General features: G+C 65.7%; 18 protein-coding genes. 17 read left to right on the plus strand and 1 reads right to left on the minus strand.

Annotation, left to right across the window (positions count from 1 at the left end):
• Window positions 1–399 precede the first annotated feature (399 nt).
• The 14 genes from GXP39_17215 to GXP39_17280 all read left to right on the plus strand — a co-directional run bounded on the left by GXP39_17215 (window position 400) and on the right by GXP39_17280 (window position 18,125).
• Window positions 400–1,302: a glycyl-radical enzyme activating protein gene (locus GXP39_17215; protein ID NOZ29769.1), complete on the plus strand. Its 903-nt coding sequence runs from the start codon at window positions 400–402 to the stop codon at window positions 1,300–1,302.
• Window positions 1,303–1,311: 9 nt separating this feature from the next.
• Complete coding sequence (locus GXP39_17220) at window positions 1,312–3,672, plus strand: glycyl radical protein (protein ID NOZ29770.1); 2,361 nt, start codon at window positions 1,312–1,314, stop codon at window positions 3,670–3,672.
• Window positions 3,673–3,678: 6 nt separating this feature from the next.
• A complete protein-coding gene (locus GXP39_17225; protein ID NOZ29771.1) occupies window positions 3,679–4,425 on the plus strand; it encodes a DUF1638 domain-containing protein in 747 nt (248 codons plus the stop codon).
• An 83-nt stretch (window positions 4,426–4,508) separates the two neighbouring features.
• Window positions 4,509–5,594, plus strand: coding sequence for an aldose 1-epimerase family protein (locus GXP39_17230; protein NOZ29772.1), 1,086 nt, complete (start codon window positions 4,509–4,511; stop codon window positions 5,592–5,594).
• A gap of 75 nt (window positions 5,595–5,669) precedes the next feature.
• On the plus strand, window positions 5,670–5,978 hold the full coding sequence (locus tag GXP39_17235) for a hypothetical protein (GenBank protein ID NOZ29773.1): 309 nt from the start codon (window positions 5,670–5,672) through the stop codon (window positions 5,976–5,978).
• Between the two features lie 11 nt (window positions 5,979–5,989).
• Window positions 5,990–7,171: an aminopeptidase P family protein gene (locus tag GXP39_17240; GenBank protein NOZ29774.1), complete on the plus strand. Its 1,182-nt coding sequence runs from the start codon at window positions 5,990–5,992 to the stop codon at window positions 7,169–7,171.
• On the plus strand, window positions 7,168–8,589 hold the full coding sequence (locus GXP39_17245; GenBank protein NOZ29775.1) for an iron-sulfur cluster-binding protein: 1,422 nt from the start codon (window positions 7,168–7,170) through the stop codon (window positions 8,587–8,589). The genes GXP39_17240 and GXP39_17245 overlap by 4 nt, the downstream gene beginning before the upstream one ends.
• Window positions 8,586–9,293 carry a hypothetical protein gene (locus tag GXP39_17250; GenBank protein ID NOZ29776.1) on the plus strand — a complete coding sequence of 236 codons (708 nt, stop codon included), beginning with the start codon at window positions 8,586–8,588 and terminating at the stop codon, window positions 9,291–9,293. Before GXP39_17245 ends, GXP39_17250 begins: the two co-directional genes overlap by 4 nt.
• A 6-nt stretch (window positions 9,294–9,299) precedes the next feature.
• Entirely contained in the window at window positions 9,300–12,275 is a 2,976-nt protein-coding gene (locus GXP39_17255) for a hypothetical protein (GenBank protein ID NOZ29777.1), read from the plus strand.
• A gap of 125 nt (window positions 12,276–12,400) precedes the next feature.
• Window positions 12,401–13,570 carry a Gfo/Idh/MocA family oxidoreductase gene (locus GXP39_17260; GenBank protein ID NOZ29778.1) on the plus strand — a complete coding sequence of 390 codons (1,170 nt, stop codon included), beginning with the start codon at window positions 12,401–12,403 and terminating at the stop codon, window positions 13,568–13,570.
• A 464-nt stretch (window positions 13,571–14,034) separates the two neighbouring features.
• The gene (locus tag GXP39_17265) at window positions 14,035–15,060 is read left to right on the plus strand and encodes a Gfo/Idh/MocA family oxidoreductase (protein ID NOZ29779.1); all 1,026 of its coding nucleotides are present in this window, start codon (window positions 14,035–14,037) and stop codon (window positions 15,058–15,060) included.
• A gap of 90 nt (window positions 15,061–15,150) precedes the next feature.
• A complete protein-coding gene (locus GXP39_17270; protein ID NOZ29780.1) occupies window positions 15,151–15,957 on the plus strand; it encodes a sugar phosphate isomerase/epimerase in 807 nt (268 codons plus the stop codon).
• A 171-nt stretch (window positions 15,958–16,128) separates the two neighbouring features.
• The gene (locus tag GXP39_17275) at window positions 16,129–17,136 is read left to right on the plus strand and encodes a Gfo/Idh/MocA family oxidoreductase (GenBank protein NOZ29781.1); all 1,008 of its coding nucleotides are present in this window, start codon (window positions 16,129–16,131) and stop codon (window positions 17,134–17,136) included.
• Window positions 17,133–18,125 (plus strand): Gfo/Idh/MocA family oxidoreductase, encoded by a 993-nt coding sequence (locus tag GXP39_17280; protein ID NOZ29782.1) that lies wholly within the window; start codon window positions 17,133–17,135, stop codon window positions 18,123–18,125. The genes GXP39_17275 and GXP39_17280 overlap by 4 nt, the downstream gene beginning before the upstream one ends.
• A gap of 169 nt (window positions 18,126–18,294) precedes the next feature.
• Here the strand turns inward: GXP39_17280 and GXP39_17285 are convergent, their stop codons facing one another.
• On the minus strand, window positions 18,295–19,188 hold the full coding sequence (locus tag GXP39_17285; protein NOZ29783.1) for an NTP transferase domain-containing protein: 894 nt from the start codon (window positions 19,186–19,188) through the stop codon (window positions 18,295–18,297).
• Window positions 19,189–19,276: 88 nt separating this feature from the next.
• Here GXP39_17285 and GXP39_17290 point away from each other — a divergent pair, with 88 nt between their 5' ends.
• The 3 genes from GXP39_17290 to GXP39_17300 all read left to right on the plus strand — a co-directional run bounded on the left by GXP39_17290 (window position 19,277) and on the right by GXP39_17300 (window position 23,507).
• The gene (locus tag GXP39_17290) at window positions 19,277–21,295 is read left to right on the plus strand and encodes a family 20 glycosylhydrolase (protein NOZ29784.1); all 2,019 of its coding nucleotides are present in this window, start codon (window positions 19,277–19,279) and stop codon (window positions 21,293–21,295) included.
• Between the two features lie 74 nt (window positions 21,296–21,369).
• Window positions 21,370–22,449 (plus strand): Gfo/Idh/MocA family oxidoreductase, encoded by a 1,080-nt coding sequence (locus GXP39_17295; GenBank protein NOZ29785.1) that lies wholly within the window; start codon window positions 21,370–21,372, stop codon window positions 22,447–22,449.
• A gap of 242 nt (window positions 22,450–22,691) precedes the next feature.
• Entirely contained in the window at window positions 22,692–23,507 is an 816-nt protein-coding gene (locus tag GXP39_17300; GenBank protein NOZ29786.1) for a hypothetical protein, read from the plus strand.
• Window positions 23,508–23,561: the final 54 nt, after the last annotated feature.

Below are 23,561 nucleotides of genomic sequence, written 5' to 3' on the forward strand. Positions count from 1 at the left end.
AGGGGCTTCGCCCCTCCAGAAAAAGCCTTCCTCCCGCCTTCGACCTGCCCGGCCTCGGCCTGGGTCCTTCAGGAAGGGCCGAGAGGCAGGTGCAGGCCGGAAAAGCGGAGTTTCCCGTGGAGGGGAGGTCCCCTCCACACCTCCCCCTGTGGAGCTGGTAGTTGAGGGAGATCCTCAGACACCTTGCCGGCAAATTTTCAGACACGATCTCAGACTCCCCAGGGGGGCGGTCGATGGCGGCCGTAGCGTTCTTTTCCATACCTCACGTTTCCATGTGACGCGATCCCGTTGACAGCCCGACGGAAGAAAGCCTATAATGGGATCACGAACACTCGATGCGCCGATGACGATGGGGAGACGGCCTCTGCATGAGAAGCGAGCGCTGAGTTGAAAGCGGCGGTGAAGGGAATTATCTTCGATTTCAAGCGGTTTTCCGTCCATGATGGACCGGGGATTCGCACAACGGTCTTCTTGAAGGGATGCCCACTGAGCTGCTGGTGGTGCCACAACCCTGAAAGCCAGGCCCCAGGGCCGGAGTTGATCGTCCGGGAGAGCCGGTGCATCCGATGTTACGCCTGTGTAGCGGCCTGTGAGCAGGGGGCCATCTCCCAGAATGGCGGCATACCCATCACCGACAGGGAGAAATGCGTGCTCTGCGGGGCCTGCGCCGAGGTGTGCTACGCCGAGGCGCGGGAGATCGCGGGCCGGGAGATGACGGTGGCAGAGGTGATGGCGGAGATCGAGCGCGACGCCGCCTTCTACGAGGAGTCAGGCGGGGGCGTGACCTTCTCCGGTGGGGAGCCCCTCTTGCAAGGGGAGTTCCTGATCGCCCTGCTGGAGGCATGCCGGGAGAGGGGCATTCACACCGCCGTGGACACCAGCGGTTTCGCTCCCTGGGAGACGATGGAGAGGGTGGGCCAGCTGGCCGACCTCTTCCTCTATGACCTGAAGCTGATGGACGATGCCCAGCATCGGAAGTACGCGGGCGCGACCAACCGTCCGATCCTGGAAAATCTCCAGGCGCTCTCCAAACAGGGACGCGAGATCGTCCTTCGCATCCCCCTGATCCCGGGCATCAACGACGATGAGGAGAACATCCGACAGCTGGGCCGGTTCGCCGCCGCGCTTCCCCATCTGAACCATGTAGACCTGCTGCCCTACCATCGCATGGGGGCCGAGAAATACGAGCGACTGGACAAAGCCTACACGCTCCCCGATACCCATCCTCCCTCCAAGGAGAGGGTGTCCGAGATCGCTCAAATCCTGAGGGGATTTGGCCTGCGCGTCGAAGTGGGAGGATGAGGCATGGTGATGACGGAGAGGGTCGCCCGGCTGAGGGAACAAAGTCTGGCGGCGCCACCCACCCTCTCGACGGAGAGGGCAGAACTTCTGACCGATTTCTACAAGCGAGATCAGGGGCTGACGTCCGTGCCTGTGCGGCGCGCACGGGCCTTTCAGTACCTGATGGAGCGCAAGACCATCTACATCGGCGAGGGGGAGCTCATCGTCGGCGAGAAAGGCCCCTTCCCTAAGGCAGCGCCCACCTATCCGGAGCTGTGTTGCCATAGCCTGGAGGACTTGGATATCCTGAACTCCAGAGAGAAGATCCCGTTCGCCGTCAGCGAGGAGGCCCGGCGGGTATACGAGGAGACCATCATCCCCTTCTGGAGGGGAAAATCCCTCCGGGATTTGCTCTTCCAGGAGATGACGGAAGAATGGAAGGCCGCGTACGAAGCCGGCATCTTCACCGAGTTCATGGAGCAACGAGCGCCCGGCCACACGGTGCTGGATGACAAGATCTATCGCAAAGGGTTCCTGGACTTCAAACGGGACATCCAGAGGAGCCTGGAGAATCTAGACTACCTGAACGACCCGGATGCCTATGATAAACAGGAAGAGCTCAAAGCGATGCTCATCTGCGCCGACGCGCTGATCCGCTTCGCGGAGCGACACGCGGAGAAGGCGAGAGAGCTGGCGGCGCGAGAGGAGGACCCGCAGCGCCGAAAGGAGCTGGAGCGCATCGCCGAGGTCTGCTCGCACGTCCCGGCGCATCCTCCGCGGGACTTCTGGGAGGCTCTGCAATACTACTGGTTCGTCCACCTGGGCGTGACGACTGAGCTGAACACGTGGGATGCCTTCAGCCCCGGCCGGCTGGACCAACATCTGTACCCCTTCTACAAGAGGGGACTGGAGGACGGAACCCTCACCCGGGAGCAGGCCGAGGAGCTGCTGCAATGCCTCTGGATCAAATTCAACAACCAGCCGGCTCCCCCCAAGGTCGGGGTCACGGCGGAGGAGAGCGGCACCTACACCGACTTCGCTCAGATTAACCTCGGAGGCCTGAAGCCGGACGGATCGGACGGCGTCAACGAGGTCACCTATCTGATCCTGGATGTGGTGGAGGAGATGCGGCTCGTGCAGCCCAGCGCCTCCATCCAGGTGAGCAAGAAGAGCCCGGACCGATTCATCAAACGGGCCGCCCGCATCATCCGCACAGGTTTTGGCCAGCCATCCGTGTTCAACTCCGACCTGATCGTCCAGGAGCTCGTGCGCCAGGGTAAATCCATCCTCGACGCCCGAAACGGCGGGTCCAGCGGCTGCGTGGAGGTGGGTGCCTTCGGCAAGGAGAACTACAATCTGACCGGCTATTTCAACATGCCGAAGGTGCTGGAGATCACCCTGAACAACGGCGTTGACCCGCGCACGGGGAAGCAGATCGGGCTGAGGACGGGGGACCCGACGCGATTCCGGTCCTTCGACGAGCTATTCGAGGCGTACAGAAGACAGCTCAACTACTTCATCGACATCAAGGTGCGGGGGAACAACGTCATCGAGCGGCTGTACGCCCGCCATATGCCCGCACCGTTCCTCTCGATCCTGATCGATGACTGCATCGCCACCGGCCGGGACTACCACGACGGCGGGGCGCGCTACAACACGACCTATATCCAGGGCGTGGGGCTGGGCACCATCACCGACGCCATGACGGCCATCAAGTACCACGTCTTCGACCGGAAGACGCTGACCATGGCACGGCTTCTGGCCGCCCTGCGAGACGACTTCGAGGGCCACAAGAGGACGCGCCTGATGCTGCTGAACCGGACGCCCCGGTACGGCAACGACGATGATTACGCCGACGAGGTGATGAGGGCCCTGTTCGAGGCCTACTTCGACGCGGTGGACGGTCGTCCCAACACCAAGGGCGGGGAGTATCACATCAACCTGCTGCCGACCACGGTCCACGTCTATTTCGGCTCAGTGATCGGGGCCACACCCGACGGACGCAAGGCCGGGACTCCCCTCTCGGAAGGGGTCTCGCCCGTCCAGGGGGCGGATCGACGCGGCCCCACGGCGGTTCTGAAGTCGGTGGCCAAGATGGATCACGCCCGCACCGGCGGCACGCTGCTCAACCAGAAGTTCACGCCGCAACTGCTCCAAAACGACCGGGACCTGGACAAACTGGTCCATCTGATCCGGACATATTTCCGGCTGGATGGCCACCATATCCAGTTCAACGTCGTGGACGCCGACACATTGCGGGCGGCGCAACGGAATCCGGAGCGATACCGGGATCTCATCGTGCGCGTGGCTGGTTACAGCGACTACTTCTGTGACCTTAACAAGGCTCTGCAAGATGAGATCATCGCCCGCACGGAGCATCAGACATTTTGAGGTATAATGCGACTGAGATGCCTGGCATGTGAGGTGTTGGCCCGGCCGCTGTACCTCTGCGCGGCCCACTCGCCGCACATCGTCGATGTGGAGCTGTTTCGCCGCGGGCTACACGATGACCCACCTGATCTGCGGGCGCGGCTTCAGGCTCGCATTGACGTCTTGGCAGACGAGGGATATGACGCGATCGTGCTGGCGTACGGCTTGTGCGGGCAGGCCACGGCCGGGTTGGAGGCCCGGGGAATCCCCCTGCTCATCCCACGAGCGCACGACTGCATCACCATCTTCCTGGGCTCCAGGGAGCGCTACCGACAACAGTTCGAGGAATGTCCGGGCACTTACTGGTATAATCTGGATTACATGGAGCGCTCGGATGGGAGTGGCGGCGGGGTAGCCCTGGGCGCGAACACCAGCACCGACATCGACGCCGTGTATCAGGAATACGTGGAGAAGTACGGAAAGGACAACGCCGACTACCTGATGGAGGTCATGGGCGCCTGGCAGCAGCATTACCAACGGGCGGCATACATCGACATGGGCGTCGGCGACGGGTCACGCATCGAGGCGCAGGCCCGCTCCCAGGCGGAGCGGCGCGGCTGGCGATTCGATCGGCTGGCAGGGGATCTGGTGCTGATCCGCCGGCTGCTCAACGGCGACTGGGACGAGGACTTCCTGGTCGTGCCGCCCGGGCAGCAGGTCAGGATGACCTATGACGAGCGAGTGGTCACCTGCGCCGGGGAAGACCGGGGATAGGACAGCTACAGCGATACGCGTTCGTCGAGGGATCGAAGCATAGATCTGTAGGGTAACTTTCAGCGCATCAATAGGGAGAAGCTATGATAAACCTCTACGGCCGTTCCCTCTCTCGCGAGGAGCTGCTACAACGGATCGGTGACATGCGTCAGGTGGCCGGGGTGCGGCTGGCGGAGCTGGCCGACGGCCCTGAGCGCGGCGTGCGCGTCGCTGACGTGTACACGGGAAGCGGTTTCTCCTTCACCGTGCTCCTGGATCGCGGTATGGACATCGGCGCGGCCACGTATAACGGCCGGGCGCTGGCCTGGCAGGCACAGCCGGGCACGCCCGCCCCCTCGTTCTATGAGCCGCAAGGGCTGGGATGGCTGCGCACCTTCCACGGCGGCCTGGTGGCCACCTGTGGGCTGACCCAGGTGGGCGCCCCGTGCGAGGATCAGGGCGAGGCGCTGGGGTTGCACGGGCGCATCGGTCACATCCCTGCCCGCCATGTGTACGCGGACGCCGGGTGGGACGGCGATGAGTACGTGATCTGGGTGCAGGGGAAGATGCGGGAGACCGTGATCTTCGGCGAGGATCTGCTGCTGACCCGCCGCATCTCCGCCCGGCTGGGCGAGTCCCGCCTGTTCATCGAGGACACCGTGGAGAACATCGGCCACCTGCCCACCCCGCACATGATGCTATACCACTGCAACTTCGGCTGGCCTCTCATCGACGAGGGAACGGAGCTGATCGTCCCGTCGACCACGGTAACCCCGCGTGACGCCGTGGCCGAGCCAGGCCTCGACCAGCACCACCGCTTCGAGACGCCGCAGCCCGGCTACGCGGAACAGGTCTTCTTCCACAACGCGCGGGCGGACGCGGACGGATATGTGACGGCCGTGCTGGCCAATCGCACGCTGGACAACGGGCGCGGCTTCGGGGCCTACATCCGGTACCGACAGGCTGAGCTGCCCCAGCTCATCGAGTGGAAGCAGATGGGCGCGGGGACCTACGTCGTCGGGGTCGAGCCGGCCAACTGCCTCGTCATGGGCCGCGCGGCGGAGCGCGAGCGGGGCACGCTGGTCATCCTGGAGCCGGGGGAGAAGCGCGAATATCGAGTGGAGATCGGCGTGTTGCCTGACAACGACGCCATCGACGCATTGACGAGTCAAATCCGCTCGCTCTTATAAAAGCGGAGGATTCATCCAAGGTACCCACTTTTTCACATCGCGGTTCACAACACAAGGACCAAGAAAGGAGGTCTCATGGAGAACAAGTATCGCTGGTTGCGTATTCTGGCCGTGGTCTCACTGGTGCTGGCGGCTCTGGTGTTCCTGTGGGGACTGTGGAACGGTCTCTCCTGGCAGGCGAAGGCGGGTTATGAGGGATTGACGGCCCCCGGCGGCGTCAGGCTCGTCCTGCGGCTCACCCTGTTCTTCCTGCCCTTCGCGCCCGCTCTCTTCTTCGCCGGGCTGCTCTTCATGGCCGCCAGCGGGCTGCAACTCATGCTGGACACCGCCGAGCGCACCCAGGCGCTGGTAGAGGATCTGCAGAAGCAGGCAAGCGAGGGCTGAGCCCTTCCACCATGTTCCACCTGATCCAAGTTCAAAGCCTGCTGCAAGAGGCCGGGCTGGATGGATGGCTGCTCTTCGACTTCCGCGGCAGCAACCCCATCGCCCGGCGCGTGGTGGGCCTGCCCGAACATGGGGTGTTCAGCCGTCGCTGGGCCTACTGGGTCCCGGCCCACGGTGAGCCCGCATGGGTGATCCCGCGCCTGGAAGCGGGACAGTTCGAGCCTCCCGCGCCCGGGCGCGTTCTCACCTATGTGAGCTGGCGCGACTGGCTGGATCGCCTGCAAAGCCTCGTCGGCGGGGCGAGCAAGATCGCCATGGAATATTCGCCCCAGGGCGCCATCCCATACGTCTCCCGGGTCGACGCGGGGACGATCGACCAGGTACGCGGGCTGGGCGTGGAGGTCGCCTCCTCCGCCGATCTGGTGCAGGCCGTGGAGGCCCGGTGGACGCCCGCGCAACGGGAGGGCCACCGCCGCAGCGCGGCCGCGCTCATAGAGGTCAAGGACGACGCCTTCGCACTCATCGCCCGGACGTTGAAAGAGGGGCGCGTCCTCTACGAGCACGAGGTGCAGGCGTTCATCATCGAGCGGTGCACGGACCGCGGCATGGTTGGCGCCAGCGCCATCGTGGCCGTGAACGCGCACAGTGGGAATCCCCACTACTTCCCCTCGCCCGAGCGCCCGACGCCCATCTGCCCCGGCGATTGGGTGCTGATCGATCTCTGGGCCAAGCAGGCGGAGCCGGACGCGGTATATGCGGACATCACCTGGGTGGCTTACGCGGGGGAACGGCCGCCCCAGCGCCACCAGGAGATCTTCGACATCGTACGGGAGGCAAGGGACGCGGCGATCCGCTTCGTCCAGGAGGGCATACAGTCCGGACGGTCGCTCCATGGCTACGAGGTGGACGACGTGGCACGGGGGGTGATCGCTCGCGCCGGCTACGGCGAGTACTTCATCCACCGCACTGGCCACTCCATCGGCGTGGAGGGACACGGCAACGGCGTGAACATCGATAACCTGGAGACCCAGGACCGCCGGCGATTGATCCCGGGCATCGGCTTCTCCATCGAGCCGGGCATCTACCTGCCTGAGTTCGGCGTGCGCCTGGAGATCGATATGTACGTCGGCGAGGACGCAGCTGAGGTCACCACGCTTCCATTGCAGGAAGAGATCATCCGGTTGATGGGATGACGACGACCAGGCAGTCCACGACGCCTTCGTTCAAGGAGCGGGTGCGTCTCGCCCTGGGGGATCGGCACCTGCGCACCGCGCTGCAGCGCGCCACCGGGCAGTTCGAGCGGAAACGGGCACAGGCCTTCGCCGAGCTATCCGACCCGGAGCTGCTGCGAGATCAGGCCCGCGCGGCGCGAGAGCATGCCATCGCGCACCTGCCCGAGCTCCTGGAGCGGCTGGAGGCCGAGGTAACGGCCCACGGCGGGGTCGTCCACTGGGCGGAGGACGCGGCCCAGGCTCATCAGATCGTCCTGGACCTGGCCCAATCCCACGGGGTGCGCCGCATCGTCAAGGGCAAGTCCATGGTCTCCGAGGAGATCGGCCTCAACCAGGCGCTCCAGTCCGCCGGGCTGGAGGTGACGGAGACCGACCTGGGCGAGTTCATCATCCAGCTGGCGGGGGAGATGCCCTCCCACATCGTCGTGCCCGCCGTTCACAAGCGCAAAGAGGATATCGCCGACATCTTCGAGCGCCACCTCGACGTGCCGCGCACTCTGGAACCGGAGGTCCTGACCGAGACGGCCCGCCGCCGTCTGCGCCGCTACTTCCTGCGGGCCGACATGGGGATCACCGGGGTCAACTTCGCGGTGGCGGAGACGGGCACGCTGGCCATCATCACCAACGAGGGCAACGGGCGCTTCGTGACCAGCCTGCCCCCCCTGCACGTGGCGATCATGGGCATCGAGAAGGTGATCGCCACGTTGGAGGATCTGATCCTGCTCGTGCAGATCCTCCCGCGCAGCGCTACCGGTCAGAAGATGACCACATATGTGAGCCTCATCAACGGCCCCGCGCGGCCGGGCGACCCGGACGGCCCGGAGGAGCTGCACCTGATCCTTCTGGACAACGGCCGCAGCCATATCATCGCCGAAGGATACACCGAGGCCCTATACTGTATCCGATGCGGCGCCTGCTTGAACAGCTGCCCCGTCTATCGGGAGATCGGGGGGCACGCTTACGGCTGGGTATACCCCGGGCCCATCGGCGCCGTGGTGACGCCGCTCCTGCAGGGGTTCCCCCGCGCCAGGGAGCTTCCCAACGCCAGCTCGCTATGCGGCGCCTGCCGGGATGTGTGCCCCGTGCGGATCGACCTCCCCCGGCTTCTCCTGAAGCTCCGCAGCGAGCTGACGAGGACAGGGCTCTCCTCGCGATGGGAGCGATGGGCCATCCGGGGATGGCGCTGGATCATGGCGTCGCCCGCCCGCTATCGATGGGCCGGGCGGCTGGCCGCCTGGGGCACCCTAGGGCTGGCGCGACGAGGATGGATCCGCCGGCTGCCCCCGCCGCTGAACCGGTGGACGCGCAGCCGGGACTTCCCGGCTCCCGCCGTCAAGCCGTTTCGGGAGCGTTGGGCGAAGCGGGAGGCAAGGCCATGACGGAGGCGCGACAGGCGATCCTGAACCGGCTGCACCAGGCGCTTCGGACGAGCCCTACCCCTCCCATGCGCCCCCCGCGGCCGAGCCGCTATGAGCCGGTCACGCACCTCACCGGCTGCCGCCAGGAGTGGCTGGAGCGATTCGGACAGGAGTTGACCCTGCTGGGGGGTACCTGGGAATACGCGGAGACCATCGCCGCCGCCCGGCTGAAGCTGCTGGCGAGATTCCAGGAGGAAGGGCTTCGGCGGATTCTGGCCTGGGATCCCCGGCTGTGGCCGCTGCCAGGGCTGTATGAGGCGCTGACCACGGTTGGGGTGGAGGTCATCGTGCCGGACTTCCGCGCGAACGATCGAGAGGACACGCTCCAGCTGGCCGCCGAAGTGGAGTTGGGCCTGAGCGGCGCGGAGGCAGCCCTCGCCAGCACGGGCACGCTGATCGTGCGCAGCGGGCCGGGATCCTGTCGGCTGGCCTCCCTGATCACCCCCCGCCACCTGGCCCTGGTGCCCATGTCCCGCCTCTATCCCAACGCGGAGGCGTGGCTGTCCGACCTGCGGACGACCGGACGGGCGCGCGAGTTCTTCACCGACGCAAGCAACATCGTCCTCATCAGCGGTCCCAGTCGCACCGCCGATATCGAGATGATTCTGACGCTGGGCGTCCACGGCCCGAGGCGTGTCGACGTCCTCTTCTTCGAGGAGCGATAGGGAACGATGCTTGACCTCTCGACATTTCAGACCCCGCCGAAGACCTACGGCGCGGCGCCTTTCTGGTCATGGAACGACGATCTGCAGGAGGACGAGCTGGTCCGGCAGATCGGCGTGATGGACGAAGGCGGTTGGGGAGGGTTCTTCATGCACTCCCGCGTGGGACTGATCACCCCGTATCTGTCCCGCCGCTGGTTCGAGTGCGTCAAAGCCTGTGTGATGGAGGCGAAGCGACGCGGCATGCACGCCTGGCTGTACGACGAGGACAAATGGCCCAGCGGCTTCGCCGGCGGCATCGTCCCCGCCCTCTCCCCCGCGTATCGGAGCAAGACACTCTACTGCCTGGTCGACCACAAGCCAACGCATATTCCCGAACGGCTGGGCGCCTGGATCGCCCGCCGTGAGGAAGGGCAACTGGTTGACTTCCAGCCCGCGCCCGACCCCTCGGCCTTCGATCCGACCACCCACGCCTGGGTGCAGATCTACCCCGTCACCGCCACGCTGACCGAGCCCTGGTTCAACGGGTACTGCTACTTCGACGCGTTGAACCCGGAGGCGGTACGCGCCTTCATCGAAAGCACCTATGAGGCATATGCCCGTGAGGTAGGCGACGCCTTTGGGACGACGATCCCGGGCATCTTCACGGATGAGCCGCAATACATTCGCTGGAGGGGATACCACCGCGCGATCCCCTGGACCGACGATCTCCCCGAGGAGTTCCGAGAGCGCAACGGCTACGACCTGATCCCGGAGCTGCCCAGCCTGTTCTTCGACACGGGCGATTACATGCGGGTGCGTTACGACTTCTGGCGCACCGTCACGCTGCGATTCGTGGACAGCTTCACCCGCCAGGTGGGCGAGTGGTGCGCCGAGCACAACCTGATGCTCACCGGCCACATGATGGCGGAGGACACGCTGGAGAGCCAGATCCGCTGGATCGGCGCCGCCATGCCGCACTACGAGTACATGCAGCTCCCCGGCATCGACAAGCTCTGCCGGGATATCGACCAGCCGGTGACGGCCAAGCAGCTCGACAGCGTCGTGTGCCAGCTGGGGAAACCCCTGGCCCTGTGCGAGGCATACGGCTGCTCAGGACAGGACTTCAGCTTCGCAGGCCGCAAGTGGATCGGCGACCACCTGTACGCGCTGGGCATCAGCGTGTTGAACCCGCACCTCTCGCTCTACGCCATGCGGGGCGCCCGCAAGCGGGACTACCCGCCGAACATCTACTACCAGCAGCCGTGGTGGCCGTACAACAGCGCCTTCGACACGTACTACACGCGCCTGAGCTACGTGCTCACGCAAGGTCAGCGCGTGGTCGACGTGCTGGTCATCCACCCCATCGCCAGCGCATGGACGGTCTACAGGCCCATGGGAACGCTCCGGGCCGAACGTCTGAGCCGGGAGCTGCAAGCCCTGAACGACAGCCTGCTGGCGCTGCATCGCGATTATCACTTCGCCGATGAGATCCTCCTCGCCCGATATGGCAAAGTGGCGGACGGACGTATTCGGGTCGGGGAAATGGCGTACCGGGTGGTGATCGTGCCTCCGGGCACCACGCTGGCCCAATCCACGGTAGACCTGCTCCACGACTTCGCCGAGGCTGGCGGCCTCGTCCTGGCCGTGGGGGAGGCGCCCACGCGAGTGGATGGCCGCCCGGCCCAACGCGTGCTCCCGCCGGAGACGGTGCGCATCCCCAACGAGCGAGCGGCCATCGCCCAGGCCCTGGACGCCCGCTTGCCCGCTGATATCCTGATCGAGGGCGAAGGGGCAGAGGAGATCATCTACCACCACCGGCGCGATGGGACCACCGAGATCTTCTTCCTCGCCAACCAGGATCTGTACGAGGGACGGGAGGTCCGGGTTGTGCTGCCGGGAGAGGGACGCCTGGAGCGATGGGATCCCTTCACCGGGCAGACGGAACCCCTTGCCGGGCACGTCTCCGGCGGCCGTACCGAGGTAACCCTCTCGTTCCCGCCGGTGGGATCGCATCTGCTGGTCATGCACACGGATCAACCGCCGGTGGCCCTATCCTCCGAACAACGCCCCTCCACCGAGGAGTCGATCGCGCTCCCCGACCGCTGGACCTTCCGACGCCTGGATCCCAACGCAATCACCCTGGACTATTGCTCCATCCGCCTGGACGACGGGCCATGGAGCGAGCGCAAGCCGATCTGGCAGGCCCATCGCGACGCCATGATGGCTGGCACGGGAACGCCATTCGCGCTGCGGTTCCGCTTCCAGGTCGAGGCCCTACCCTCCGCTATCGAACTAGTCCTGGAATGTCCCGAGCGGTTCCAAATCGCCGTGAACGGACGTAACGTGCCGTACCAGGACACAGGATACTGGCGGGACATCAGCTTCAAGCGGGTGGATATCCGTTCTTACGTGCAAGAGGGGGAGAACACGATCGAGCTGACGGGCGTGGTGGCGGAGGACACGGAACTGGAGGACATCTACCTGATCGGGGATTTCGGCGTGAGCGCCCGCCGCATCGGCCCGGAGCGGCACGGCGCGGAGGGGATGGACTTCGACCGCTATGCCCCGGAGTTCGCGCTGACCCAGGAGGCGGCGGGCGGGACCAGCCGGGATCTGAACACCCAGGGCTACCCCTTCTTCGCCGGCATCCTCAGCCTGAGCCAGACGGTGGAGGTCGCCGATCCGGGGGAGCAAGCCATCCTGGCCCTGGACGGGCTACACGCCATCGTCGCCGAGGTATGGGTCAACGGCCAGCAGGCGGGGATCACCCTCCTGCCGCCCCATGAGGTGGACGTGACCGAGCACCTGAAGCCAGGCGCCAACGAGATCGAGGTGCGCCTGGTCACCAGCCTGCGCAACCTGTTGGGGCCGCTCCACCGGGCGGGTGGCGATCAAAGATGGACCGGGCCCAACGACTTTGTGGACATGAGCCGATGGACGGACGACTACATCTTCGTGCCCTTCGGGTTTGAGGCCGCCCATCTGCGGATCCGGCGAGCATGACCTGTATCCTGCATCTTGTATCCTGGATCCTGGATCTTGTATCCTGCATCTTGCATCCTGGATCTTGCATCCTGCACCCTGCATCCGGTATCCTGCATCCTGCACCCTGATATCAGGAGGTAACCATGGCGAAAACGGTCAATGTAGCACTCATCGGTTACAAGTTCATGGGACGAGCACACTCCAACGCCCTCCGTCAGGCGCCGATCTTCTTCCCCGAGCTACCGATCAAGCCCGTGATGAAGGTCCTGGTGGGGCGCAATCGCGAGGCGGCGCAGGCCGTGGCGGATCAATTCGGGTGGGAGGAGGTCGCCACCGACTGGCGCGAGGTGGTCGAGCGGGACGACATCCACGTGATCGACATCGCCTCCCCCGGCAACACCCACGCCGAGATCGCCATCGCCGCGGCCAAGGCGGGGAAGCACATCATCTGTGAGAAGCCGCTGGCCAACACGCTGGAAGAGGCCAAAGCGATGGTGCAGGCCGCCCAGGAGGCCGGGGTGACCACCCTGTGCAACTACAACTATCGCCGGGTGCCCGCCATCCGCCTGGCCAAGAAGCTGATCGAGTCCGGCGCGCTGGGCGAGATCCGCCACTTCCGGGGCGCCTACCTGCAGGACTGGATCGTCGATCCCGAGTTCCCGCTGGTCTGGCGGCTGCGCAAGGAGGTCGCCGGGGCGGGCGCGCTGGGCGACATCGGCTCCCACAACATCGACCTGTGTCGTTACCTGGTGGGCGAGCCCACCCGCGTCACCGCGCTGACCCGGACCTTCATCAAGCAGCGCCCCCTGCCATCCGAGGACATGGGCGCGTGGGGCTCGTCGGCGGGGGGCGGCATGGGCGAGGTGACGGTGGACGACGCGGCGGCCATCATCGCCGAGCTGGACAACGGCCCCGTCGCCACCTTCGAGGCCACCCGCTTCGCCCTGGGCCGCAAGAACTACAATTCGTTCGAGATCTACGGCTCCAAGGGATCCGTCGCCTTCAACTTCGAGCGGATGAACGAGCTGGAGTACTACGACGGCACCCTACCCACCGACCGCCAGGGATGGTCCGTCATCCAGTGCACCAACGCCGGGGACCATGACTTCATCGATCACTGGTGGCCGCCCGGCCATCCCATCGGCTATGAGCACACCTTCACCCATGCCATCGTGGACTTCCTCAACGCGCTGGACAAGGGCGAGCAGCCCGACTCCGACTTCGCGAGCGGGGCTCAGACGGATGCGGTGGTTGATGCCGTGCTGAAGTCGGCCGAGACCGGGCAATGGGTGACGGTGGAGAAGATCGCCTGAAAGGAGCGGGGGCGTTCAACCGTTGGCGAAACGCATAGGGGGCCGGGGGTGCCCGGCCCCTCTCTTGTGGAGTTGAATCGCGGGCCTGAAACGGGGGGCCGCGATCCCGGGCGCCTATCCGATCACACCTCGCAGCCCACAAGGATAGCGCCCGGCCGACCGCCGGGCTCTTAGAGTATGTCTGAAAAACGCCGTTGCTTCTGCTGTGGGGAGGCCTGGAGGGGCTCCGTCCCTCCGGAAAAGCCCTTCTCCCACCTTCGACCTGCCTGGCCTCGGCCTGGGTCCTTCGGGAAGGGCCGAGAAAGGCAGGTGCAGGCCGGAAAAGTGGGGTTTTCCGTGGAGGGGAGGACCCCTCCACACCTCCCCATGTGGAGCTGGTCGTTGAGGGAGACCCTCAGACATCTCGCCGGTAAATTTTCAGACATGCTCTTACACATCTCACCAAAATGAGGACGGGATCCACCATGCTCACAGCGGCGATCATCGGCTGTGGCCGTATCGTTGCGGAAGGACACCTGCATGCCTTCCAGACGTTGAAAGACCGGGTTCGCGTCATCGCGCTGGCCGATCCGGCACCCGAGCGACGGGCGCTGGTCGGCGACGCGCTGGACGTGCCGGAATCGGCACGCTATGCGGACTATCGAGACCTGCTTCATCGTGAGACGCCGGATTTCGTCGATCTGGCGCTGCCCCATTTCCTGCATGAGGAGGTCACCATCGCCTGCGCGCAGGCCGGACGGCACATCCTGACGGAGAAGCCTCTGACCACCTCGCTGGAGTCGGCCGACCGCATCCTGGAAGCGGTGGAGCGCGCCGGCGTGCGCCTGGGCATCATCCACAACTACCGCTACCTCCCCCACAACGTCCACGCCCTGCGCCTGATCGAGGCGGGGAAGATCGGAGAGCCGTTCTTCATCCGCAACGAGGGGCTGGGGGGCGGCCACTACCGGGGGGCGCCCGGATACGACCCGGACTGGCGAGCGAAGGGGGAGCGGGCGGGCGGGGGTGCGCTGCTGGATAATGGCTACCACAACATGTACGTGGCCGAGGCCCTAATGCAATCGCCCGTGAAGGCCGTGTTCGCGCACGTGGGCACCTACGTTCAACGCCAGGACGTAGACGACCTGGCCGTCGTGCTGCTGGAACACGAGAACGGCGGCGTATCGTCCGTGCAGGTAAGCTGGGCGATCCACGGCGGCGGCCAATGGGTCTCAGAGGTACATGGCACCGGGGGGAGCCTGCGCTTCGTCAACGGGCGGCTCGAACTGTTCGAAAACGACCAGGGGCAATGGGTGTCGCAGGACGTGGGGGAGCGCAATCACGGCCGGTCGTTCGTCGGGCTGTTCTCCGACTTCATCACCGCGCTGGAGCAGGGACGGCCGCCGGAGCTGGACGGGCGCGCCGCCCGACACAACCTGGCCATCGTCATGGCCGCCTACGAGTCCAGCCGACGAAAGCGCCCTGTGGCGCTCAGCGAGCTGGGCGAATAAGCGAGCACCTTCCCAAGCGCGCGAACGGGAATGGAATGCACACTTTCATCAGACTCCGGCCCAGAAGCCCGTAGAAGGAGATAGCGAACGGTGAGGTTAGCGATCCAACATACGATGGTACGTGGTCAAACGCTGGCGGAACGGTTTCAGCGCGCGGCGGAATACGGCTTCGCCGGGGTTGAGCTGACCACCGGGGGATTCTCGGGGCCGATCTTCGAGCATGTGGAGGAGATCCAGGCAGCCATGAGCGCCAGCGGGCTCCCGGTGAGCAGCATCTGCACCTCACGGGCGGAGGACCTCATCACGCCGGACCCGGAGGAGCGAGCTGCCCGCGCCCAAAACCTGATCCGGCTGCTGCAACTGGCCGAGCAGCTGGGCGCGTCCGGCGTCGTCTGCGTGCCCATCCGTCCCCCCACACGCCTGCCCGACCTATCACCCGTGGGGACGGAGAACGAGCTTATCGAGCGGCTGCTCGTGGTCACGCTGCAGGATGTGATCGCCGAGACCGCCGATCTGGACGCGGCCATCTTCCTGGAGCCGCTGAATCGCTACGAGGCTCGCTTCCTGCGCACGCTGGCCCACGCGATGCGGATCGGGCAGGCGGTCGGCCATCGGCGCATCCAGGTACTGGCCGACTTCTTCCACATGAACATCGAGGAGGCGGATATCCCGGGCTCCATCCGGGCCGTCAGCTCCCGTCTCGGGCATGTGCACCTGGCCGACTCCAATCGTCTGCTCCCCGGGCATGGGCACATCGACTTCGCCGCGAGTCTGAAGGCGCTGCGTCGCGCCGGATTCAGCGGCTGGATGGTGCTCGAATGCAGCATCCCGGACGATCCGAACAAGACGCTGCCGGCCTGCGTCTCCTACCTGCGGGAACGCTGGCAGCAAGGCTGACCGCGGCACCCGGCGCGCTCCTGGCTGCGAGGGAGCTCGCCACGTTCCCGGCGCATCCTGTAAGCGAGCGCCCTGCGGTGGCGGCATATCGCTGTCGACCGAGGGGGCTCGGAAGATGAGCCACAACTTCATTACGGTAGCCTACCCTTTCATGAGAATCAGGAGGGTTCTATGCTGAACGTCGGTGTATTGGGTGCGGGGACGATGGGAACGCTTCACGCCCATCACCTGTGCCAGATCCCCAACGTACGGTTGGTGGGCGTGACCGCCCTTCCAGCCAACGAGGCGGACGCGCTGGCCAGCAGTCTGGGTATCCAGCGCTACGACTCGTCAGAGGCGCTGCTGGCCGACCCGGCCATCGACGCGGTGGTCATCGCCACGCCAACGCCCACCCACGCCGAGCTGATCATGGCGGCGGCGCGGGCGGGCAAACACATCTTCTGCGAGAAGCCGCTGGCCCGTCACCTGGAGGATGGCCAACGGGCGATCGAGGCATGCCGCGAGGCGGGCGTATCCCTGATGATCGGCCACGTGGTGCGATTCTTCCCGGAATACGAGCGCATCAAAGAGCTGATCGACCAGGGAGCGATCGGCAAGCCCGCGATGCTGCGCTTCAGCCGGGTGGCTCCCTTCCCCCGGGCCGGGCAGGAGAACTGGTACGCCAATACGGCGGCCAGCGGCGGCGTGATCCTGGATCTGATGCTGCACGACATCGACACGCTACGCTGGTACTGCGGGGACATCCTGCGCGTCTATGCCCACAGCCTGACGGGGCGCACGGACGTGGAGCGGGACTACGCGCTGGTCACCATGCGCATGGCCTCTGGGGCGATCGCCCACCTGGAGGGGTCATGGGCCCATCCCGGCGGCTTCCGGACGCGCGTGGAGATCGCCGGCGACGGCGGGCTGCTCTCGGTGGACAGCCGGGAGAGCGCCCCCATTCAGATCGAGCGGTGGATGACGGAGGGGCGTGGGGGCGGCGTGGCCCTGCCCGAAAGCCCGCTGGCGGAGAGCCCCTATCTGGTGGAACTGCGCCACTGGGTGGACCACGTCGTCAACGGGACACCGCTGCGGGTGACGCCGGAAGACGCGCTGAAGGCGCTCGAGGCCGGGCTGGCCGCCATGGAGTCGGCCGACACAGGCCAGGTGATCTCACTGGTCCGGGGAGGTGTGTCATGAAGATCGCCATGCTCAGCTTTGCCCATCTACATGCACTCAGCTACGCCGAATGCCTGCGCCAGCTGCCGGACGCGGAGCTGGCCGCCATCTGGGACGAGGATGCGGAGCGAGGCCAGACCATGGCCGGGCGCTTCGAGACCCGCTTCGTAGGCGATCTGGACGCCCTGCTGCGAGAGGAGGAGATCGCCGCCGTGATCATCACCGCGGCCAACGCGGACCACAAGGACCTGGCCGTCGCCGCCGCGCAGGCGGGCAAGCACATCCTGTGCGAGAAGCCCATCGCCACCACCGTGGCCGACGCGCAGGCCATGATCCAGGCGGCAGACGAGGCCGGCGTCAAGCTGATGACCGCCTTCCCGGTGCGCTACAACCCGCCCACCCGCCGCGTGTACGAGCGCGTGCGCGGTGGGGAGATCGGCCCCATCCTGGGGGCCAAATGCACCAACCACGGCACCATGCCGGGCGGCTGGTTCACGGACAAGGAGAAGGCCGGCGGCGGCGCCGTCATGGACCACACCGTGCACGTGGCCGATCTGCTGCGCTGGATGCTGGAGGACGAGGTCGTCGAGGTATACGCCGAGCTCGACAACCTCATCTACCCGGACATCCACATCGATGACTGCGGCCTGCTCTCTATGCGCTTCTCATCCGGGACCTTCGCCACCCTGGACACATCCTGGTCCCGGCCTCCCATCTTCCCCACCTGGGGGGATGTGACCATGGAGATCGTAGGACGGGATGGCGTGCTCTTCCTGGACGCGTTCCGGCAGAACGTGGAGCTCTACAGCCAGACGCAGAACCGCGTCGCCTGGGTTCACTGGGGGACCAACATGGACCTGGAGATGATCCGGGACTTCATGCGGGCCATCCGGGAGGACGCGCCGGTCCCCATCACCGGATACGACGGCCTGAAGGCCATGGAGATCGCGCTGGCGGCCTATCGCTCCGCGGAGACCGGCCAGCCGGTCTCCCTGCCGCTGACCCCGTAAAGGGCAAGAGGGGAGCAACTCGCCCGAGGACGCACGGAACAGGCGGGTCAGGCGATCGCGCCTGGCCCGCTCTCCAATGGGATCGGCGCGACGTGAGCCCCATCCTCTGAAGCGGGGCAAACGGCCCGCTTCCCGCGATGTCCCCGGACGAGAGGCCCGCTCACGTCGATCAGATCAGTCCGGCGAACGCGGCCACGGTGTGCGCGTATTCGGCCGGGCGGCCGATGTCGAAGGAGCGGCCATCGACCTCGTAGGCCCAAAGGGGCTCGTCTTTCAGCATGAGCTGGAGCGCCGAGGTGAACTGGATCTCCCCGCGCTCGCGCAGGTCGTGGTCGATGAGGTACTGCAGGTGATCGAAGATGGACGCGGTCAGCGCGTACTGGCCGTAGATGCCCAGATACCACCCATCGGGCAGGCCGCGAGTGCGCAGGTGCTCCCAGGCGTAGTCGGCGGCCGGCTTCTCGGCGATGTTGTACAGCCGATAGAGCCGGGCGACCTGATCGTCCTGCTCGCCCGCCATGACGCCGATCGCGTAGATCGCGTTCTCCGGGACGCGCTGTGTGGCCAGAACGGAGTGCCCGGTATGCTCAAAGGCATCGATGATCTGCTGGGCGCAGGTGCGGGGGGTGGCGCTGCGATAGAGATGATCGCCCAGGAGAAGCAGGAACGGCTCGTCCCCCACAAAGGAGCGGGCGCAGTGGACGGCATGGCCGAACCCCTCCTGCGTGGGCTGAACCACGAACCGCAACCGCTCGGCGATCTGCAGAAGATGCTCCGTCTGCTCGATCGCCTGGGGCAACCTGCTCAGACGGCCGTTCAACTCCTCCGAAAGCGGCTCGCTGAAATAAAAGCGAAAGACCTCCTCATCGCCGGGCCGGACCACCAGGCACACCTCCTCCACGCCTGTGCTCAACGCCTCCTCGACGATGCGCTGGATGACCGGCTTGGCGACGCCATCAGGGCCGACGACCGGGAACAGCTCCTTTTTGACAGCCCGGGTGGCGGGATACAGACGGGTCCCCATCCCCGCAGCCGGGATGACAGCTTTGCGAATCTGGGACACGACAGCGCTCCTTGTTCATGACTGGAATTCGAGGGCGGAAACCGAAGATTCCATATGATTATAGCGTAGCTTGAGGGGAAGGCCAACCGTGACAACAGATCGTGAGATCGCATGGATTCCACAGCCGAAATCGGTGGAGTGGTTGCCGGGGCGATTCGCCTGGGACGGCATCGAGGCGCTCGTCGTCTCCGAGAGCGGGGACAAACGCCCGCTGGCCTGGGCCACAGCGCTGTGCGAGGAGCTGAGCGCCCGGCTCGGGCGGGCGCTGGCCGTCCGGCCGGCCGCCGCCATGGAACCAGGCCTGTGGCTGGCCGCCACGGCAGAGGGCGACGCATCCACGCTCCAACTCGATCTTCCACAAGCGCCGGAGGGATACGTCCTGCAGATCACCCCGACGACCTTGCTGATCGCCGCGCGGCGGCCGGCCGGGCTGTACTACGGGCTGCAGACGCTCCGCCAGCTCCTCGCGGACGCGGCGGACGAGTCGCTTGCCCTTCCCGCCGTGCGCATCACTGACTGGCCGGATCTGGCCGTGCGCGGCATCCATCTGGATCTCAAAGGGGCCATGGCCCCGTTCGACTACTGGCGAGAGGTGATCGTCACGCTGGCGCACTATAAGATCAACGCGCTGCTCATCGAGTACGAGGATAAATTCCCCTACACCGGCCATCCGGACATCGTAGGCCCCGGCGCCCTCACCCCGGGCGAGGTGGCCGAGCTGGTGGAGCTAGCCCGAGAGCATTGCATCGAGGTGATCCCGCTGGTGCAATGCCTGGGGCACGTCGAATATGTGCTCCGTCACGAGCGCTACGCACACCTGCGCGAGGACGGGGAACTGTCCCAATACTGCCCCCTGGAGCCCGGCGCGGCCGAGCTATTCCGAGAGATGGCCGACGAGGTCATCGCCGCCCATCCGTACAGCCGATACTTCCACCTGGGGGCGGACGAGACGTGGGTGCTGGGACAATGCCCCCGCTGCCGGGAGGAGGCCGCTCGCCAGGGGAAGCTGGGCCTCTACATGGACTACGTCGTCCCGGCGATCGAGCACATACGCTCTCGCGGCAAGGTCCCCATCATCTGGGACGACATGGTGTGGCGCACCCCGCAGCCCGACCGGGTCGATCGATTCCCCGCGGACACGGTGATGTGCGACTGGTTCTATCACATCACGGAGCCTCAGGTCCCCTACTTCCTGTGGGGAGACGAGGAGAACATGAGCCGTCGCTGGGTCTCCCGACGATGGCGGGAGATCGACCCGACGGTGATCCCGGCCGGAGCGCGTCCGCTGGAGGATCTGCCCGAGGCCGGCCGAGAATTCGCCCGGCGGTATTGGGACCGCGGCAACTGGCCGCTGATGGGAGACGCGCTCCCCTACGCCAACTTCTTCAAGGAGCAGGGGAGGCCCGTGATCGGCGCCTCGGCCGCGAAGGGGGCCGACGGCTTCTCGGCCTTCTGTCCCAACTTCGACCGCCGCTATCGCAACGTGGCCCTGTGGGGGAAGGCAGCAGTCGAAAAGGGGATCGAGGGCGTCATCAGCACGGCGTGGTCCCGTTACTCGACCCTCACCGTGCCCTGTGAGCCGTTTGAGATGGCCTGGTATACCTACCTGGCCTCGGCCGAGTCCTACTGGAACGGGAGTACGACGCCGCGCGCGCTGTTCGACATCGCGTTCGACCGCCGATTCGTGGGGGCGATCGGGGTCGCTGAGGCGATCCGCCATCTGGATCGCGGGCGGGCCGATCCCACCGGGAACGGGCTGGCCATGGCGAGGGAGCGCCTGGACGCGGCGGCAGGGCAGGCCACCCCCGCCGGACGACGACATATCGCTCATCTCCAACTGGCTGCAGACCTGGCGGAGCTGCAGGCCCGCGCCGAGGGCGTGCTGGGGCGACTGATCCCGTCGGCGGGACGGATCGCCCGCGGGGAGCCCACACGCGAGGCGACGCGAGCGGCGAAGGAGATCGAGGCCCTGTTGGCAGCCTTCGAGGCCTGGCAGCAAGCGGCGAAGGAGGTCCTTGCCCAAACCCTCCTCCCCGCCGATGCAGCCGAGGTCATCGAGGCCCAGACGTTCGGCTGGAAAGAAGCCCTGACAGGCTGGAACACGTAACACGCAACACGCAATACGCAACACGCAACACGCAACACGTAACACGCAACACGTAACCACACAGCGAGGGAACCATGACGGACAGAAAAGTGCGTGTCGGCATCGTCGGCGCAGGCTTTGTCACGGCGCGAGGGCACATCCCCGCCTACAAGCGACTGCCCAACGTCTCCATTGAGGCCATCTGCGACATCAACGTGGAGCGGGCGAGAGAGGTCGCAAGGGAGTTCGATATCCCTCACGTCTTCGCCGATTTCGAGGAGATGTTGGAGCAGGTGGAACTGGACCTGGTGAGCATCGGCACACCGAATCGCTTCCACGCTCCTCAGACCATCGCCGCGCTGGAGAAGGGATGCCACGTCCTGTGCGAAAAGCCCATGGCGCTCACCGTGGAGGAGGCCCAGGCGATGGCCGAGGCCGCCCGCAGGAACGGGCGAAAGCTGACGCTGGGGCTCCATCATCGCTACCGCCCGGAGGCTATCGTCCTGAAGCCGATGTGCCAGGCGGGCGAGCTGGGCGAGATCTACTACGCCCGGGCGTCGATGATGCGCCGATCCGGCATCCCCGGATACGGAAGCCACTTCACCAACAAGGACCTGGCCGGCGGCGGCTCGCTGTACGACATCGGCGTGCACATCCTGGACCTGACCCTGTACTTCATGGGATATCCCGAGCCGGTCTCCGTAAGCGGGCGAATCTTCTCCGTCTTCGGCCCCCAGCGCAAAAAGCTGGGCCGATGGGGGGCGGACATCCTGCCCGGGCACGCCCGCTTCGACGTGGACGACCTGGCGACAGCCATCGTGAAATTTGACAACGGTGCTATATTACAGCTGGAGGCGGCCTGGGCGTTCCACGGCCGCAGCGAGCAGCGGGTGCAATTGATCGGCAGGGAGGGTGGCGCCGAGATCTACCCAGAGATGTTCGGCCGAGAGCAGGCGCTGCGCGTTTACAAAGACTGGGGGGACCGCCCGATCGACATCACGCCGGAGCTGCCACGGTTCCCGGCCAATCAACAAGCCCGACAGATCGAGGACTTCGTCAACCACCTGGACGACCCCGAGCCACCTGTGGTCACCCCGGAGGAGGGGGTGATCCTGACCCGGATCCTGACGGGGATCTACCGGTCGGCCGAGACGGGCGAAGAGGTCCGGGTGTAGCGCGTCCAGAGGCGTGCCCCGACATGTCCACCGCCCTCCCGGCAAACGCGACGGCCCATGACGGGGGAGGAGGCCGACGTCCAGATCGGCGCATCCTCCATGCTGATCCCAGGCCCTGGGGATGCGCTCTGACCGCACACCAAGAGCCGGGCAGGGGACACGACGCTGCCCGGCTCCTCCAGGGTCGGACATCCCAGACGTGAAGCCCGACCTTTGGACAGACGATCCACAAGGAGGGAACCATGAAAGGGATCGCTTCTTTCATCCTTATCCTTCTCATCATGCCGCTGGGGCACGCCTTGATGATCGTGATCGAGCGCTACTGGGAGCCCTACATGGCCCCGAGCGCGGCCGCTATCGCCCTGGTGGGCATCCTCCTCGTCCTCTCCACCCGATGGGCGCAACGGGAAGGCTGGCAATCCCTGCTGGGAGCGCTGGGCGGCGTACTCGTCTGGACGGGAGCCGTCGAGTATAGCTTCGTCTTCGCGGCCCGGCGCTTTGGCGTACCCGACTACCCACAGGCGGAAGGCGAGTACATGCTGATGGAGTACTCGTGGGGGCTCCTGATCCCGGTGATCCTCTACCTCCTGTTCCTGGAGAACGTGCGTTGCAGCCCGATCCTGTGGCTGCGCCGAAAGCTCAAGCTGATGCGTGGGCCCACCGCCTCCGGCCGGATCTACAACTACGGCCCCCACGTGGCCTTCGAGATGTGTGTCGTCCTGTGGTTCTGCTACGTGGCCATGCTGCTCGCCTACGACATCGGGACGCGCTCCTGGGCATCCTACCTGCTGTTCGTCCTCTCCGTAGGCGGGGGGCTGTACACGCTCTACCAGTTGTACCACAAGCCCACCTGGGGGACCGCGATCCGGTACGCCATCCCGACCGTGGTGATCGTCTGGATCGCCGTGGAATACCTGGGGAAGTGGGGCGTCTTCACGGAGCCCTGGATCGTGCTGAATCCCCCCATCATGCTTTCCATCGCCCTGGCCTTCCTCTTCACCGCCTACCTGGTCGTGGACAATCTGCGCGAGCAGAGGAAGACCCACCACGGGACATAGGGCGGACGCTCTCATTCCAGGGGCTACTCGGGCATAGCCAGAAGCCAGACCGAG

The organism is Chloroflexota bacterium, from assembly GCA_013152435.1.
Classification (GTDB): domain Bacteria; phylum Chloroflexota; class Anaerolineae; order DUEN01; family DUEN01; genus DUEN01.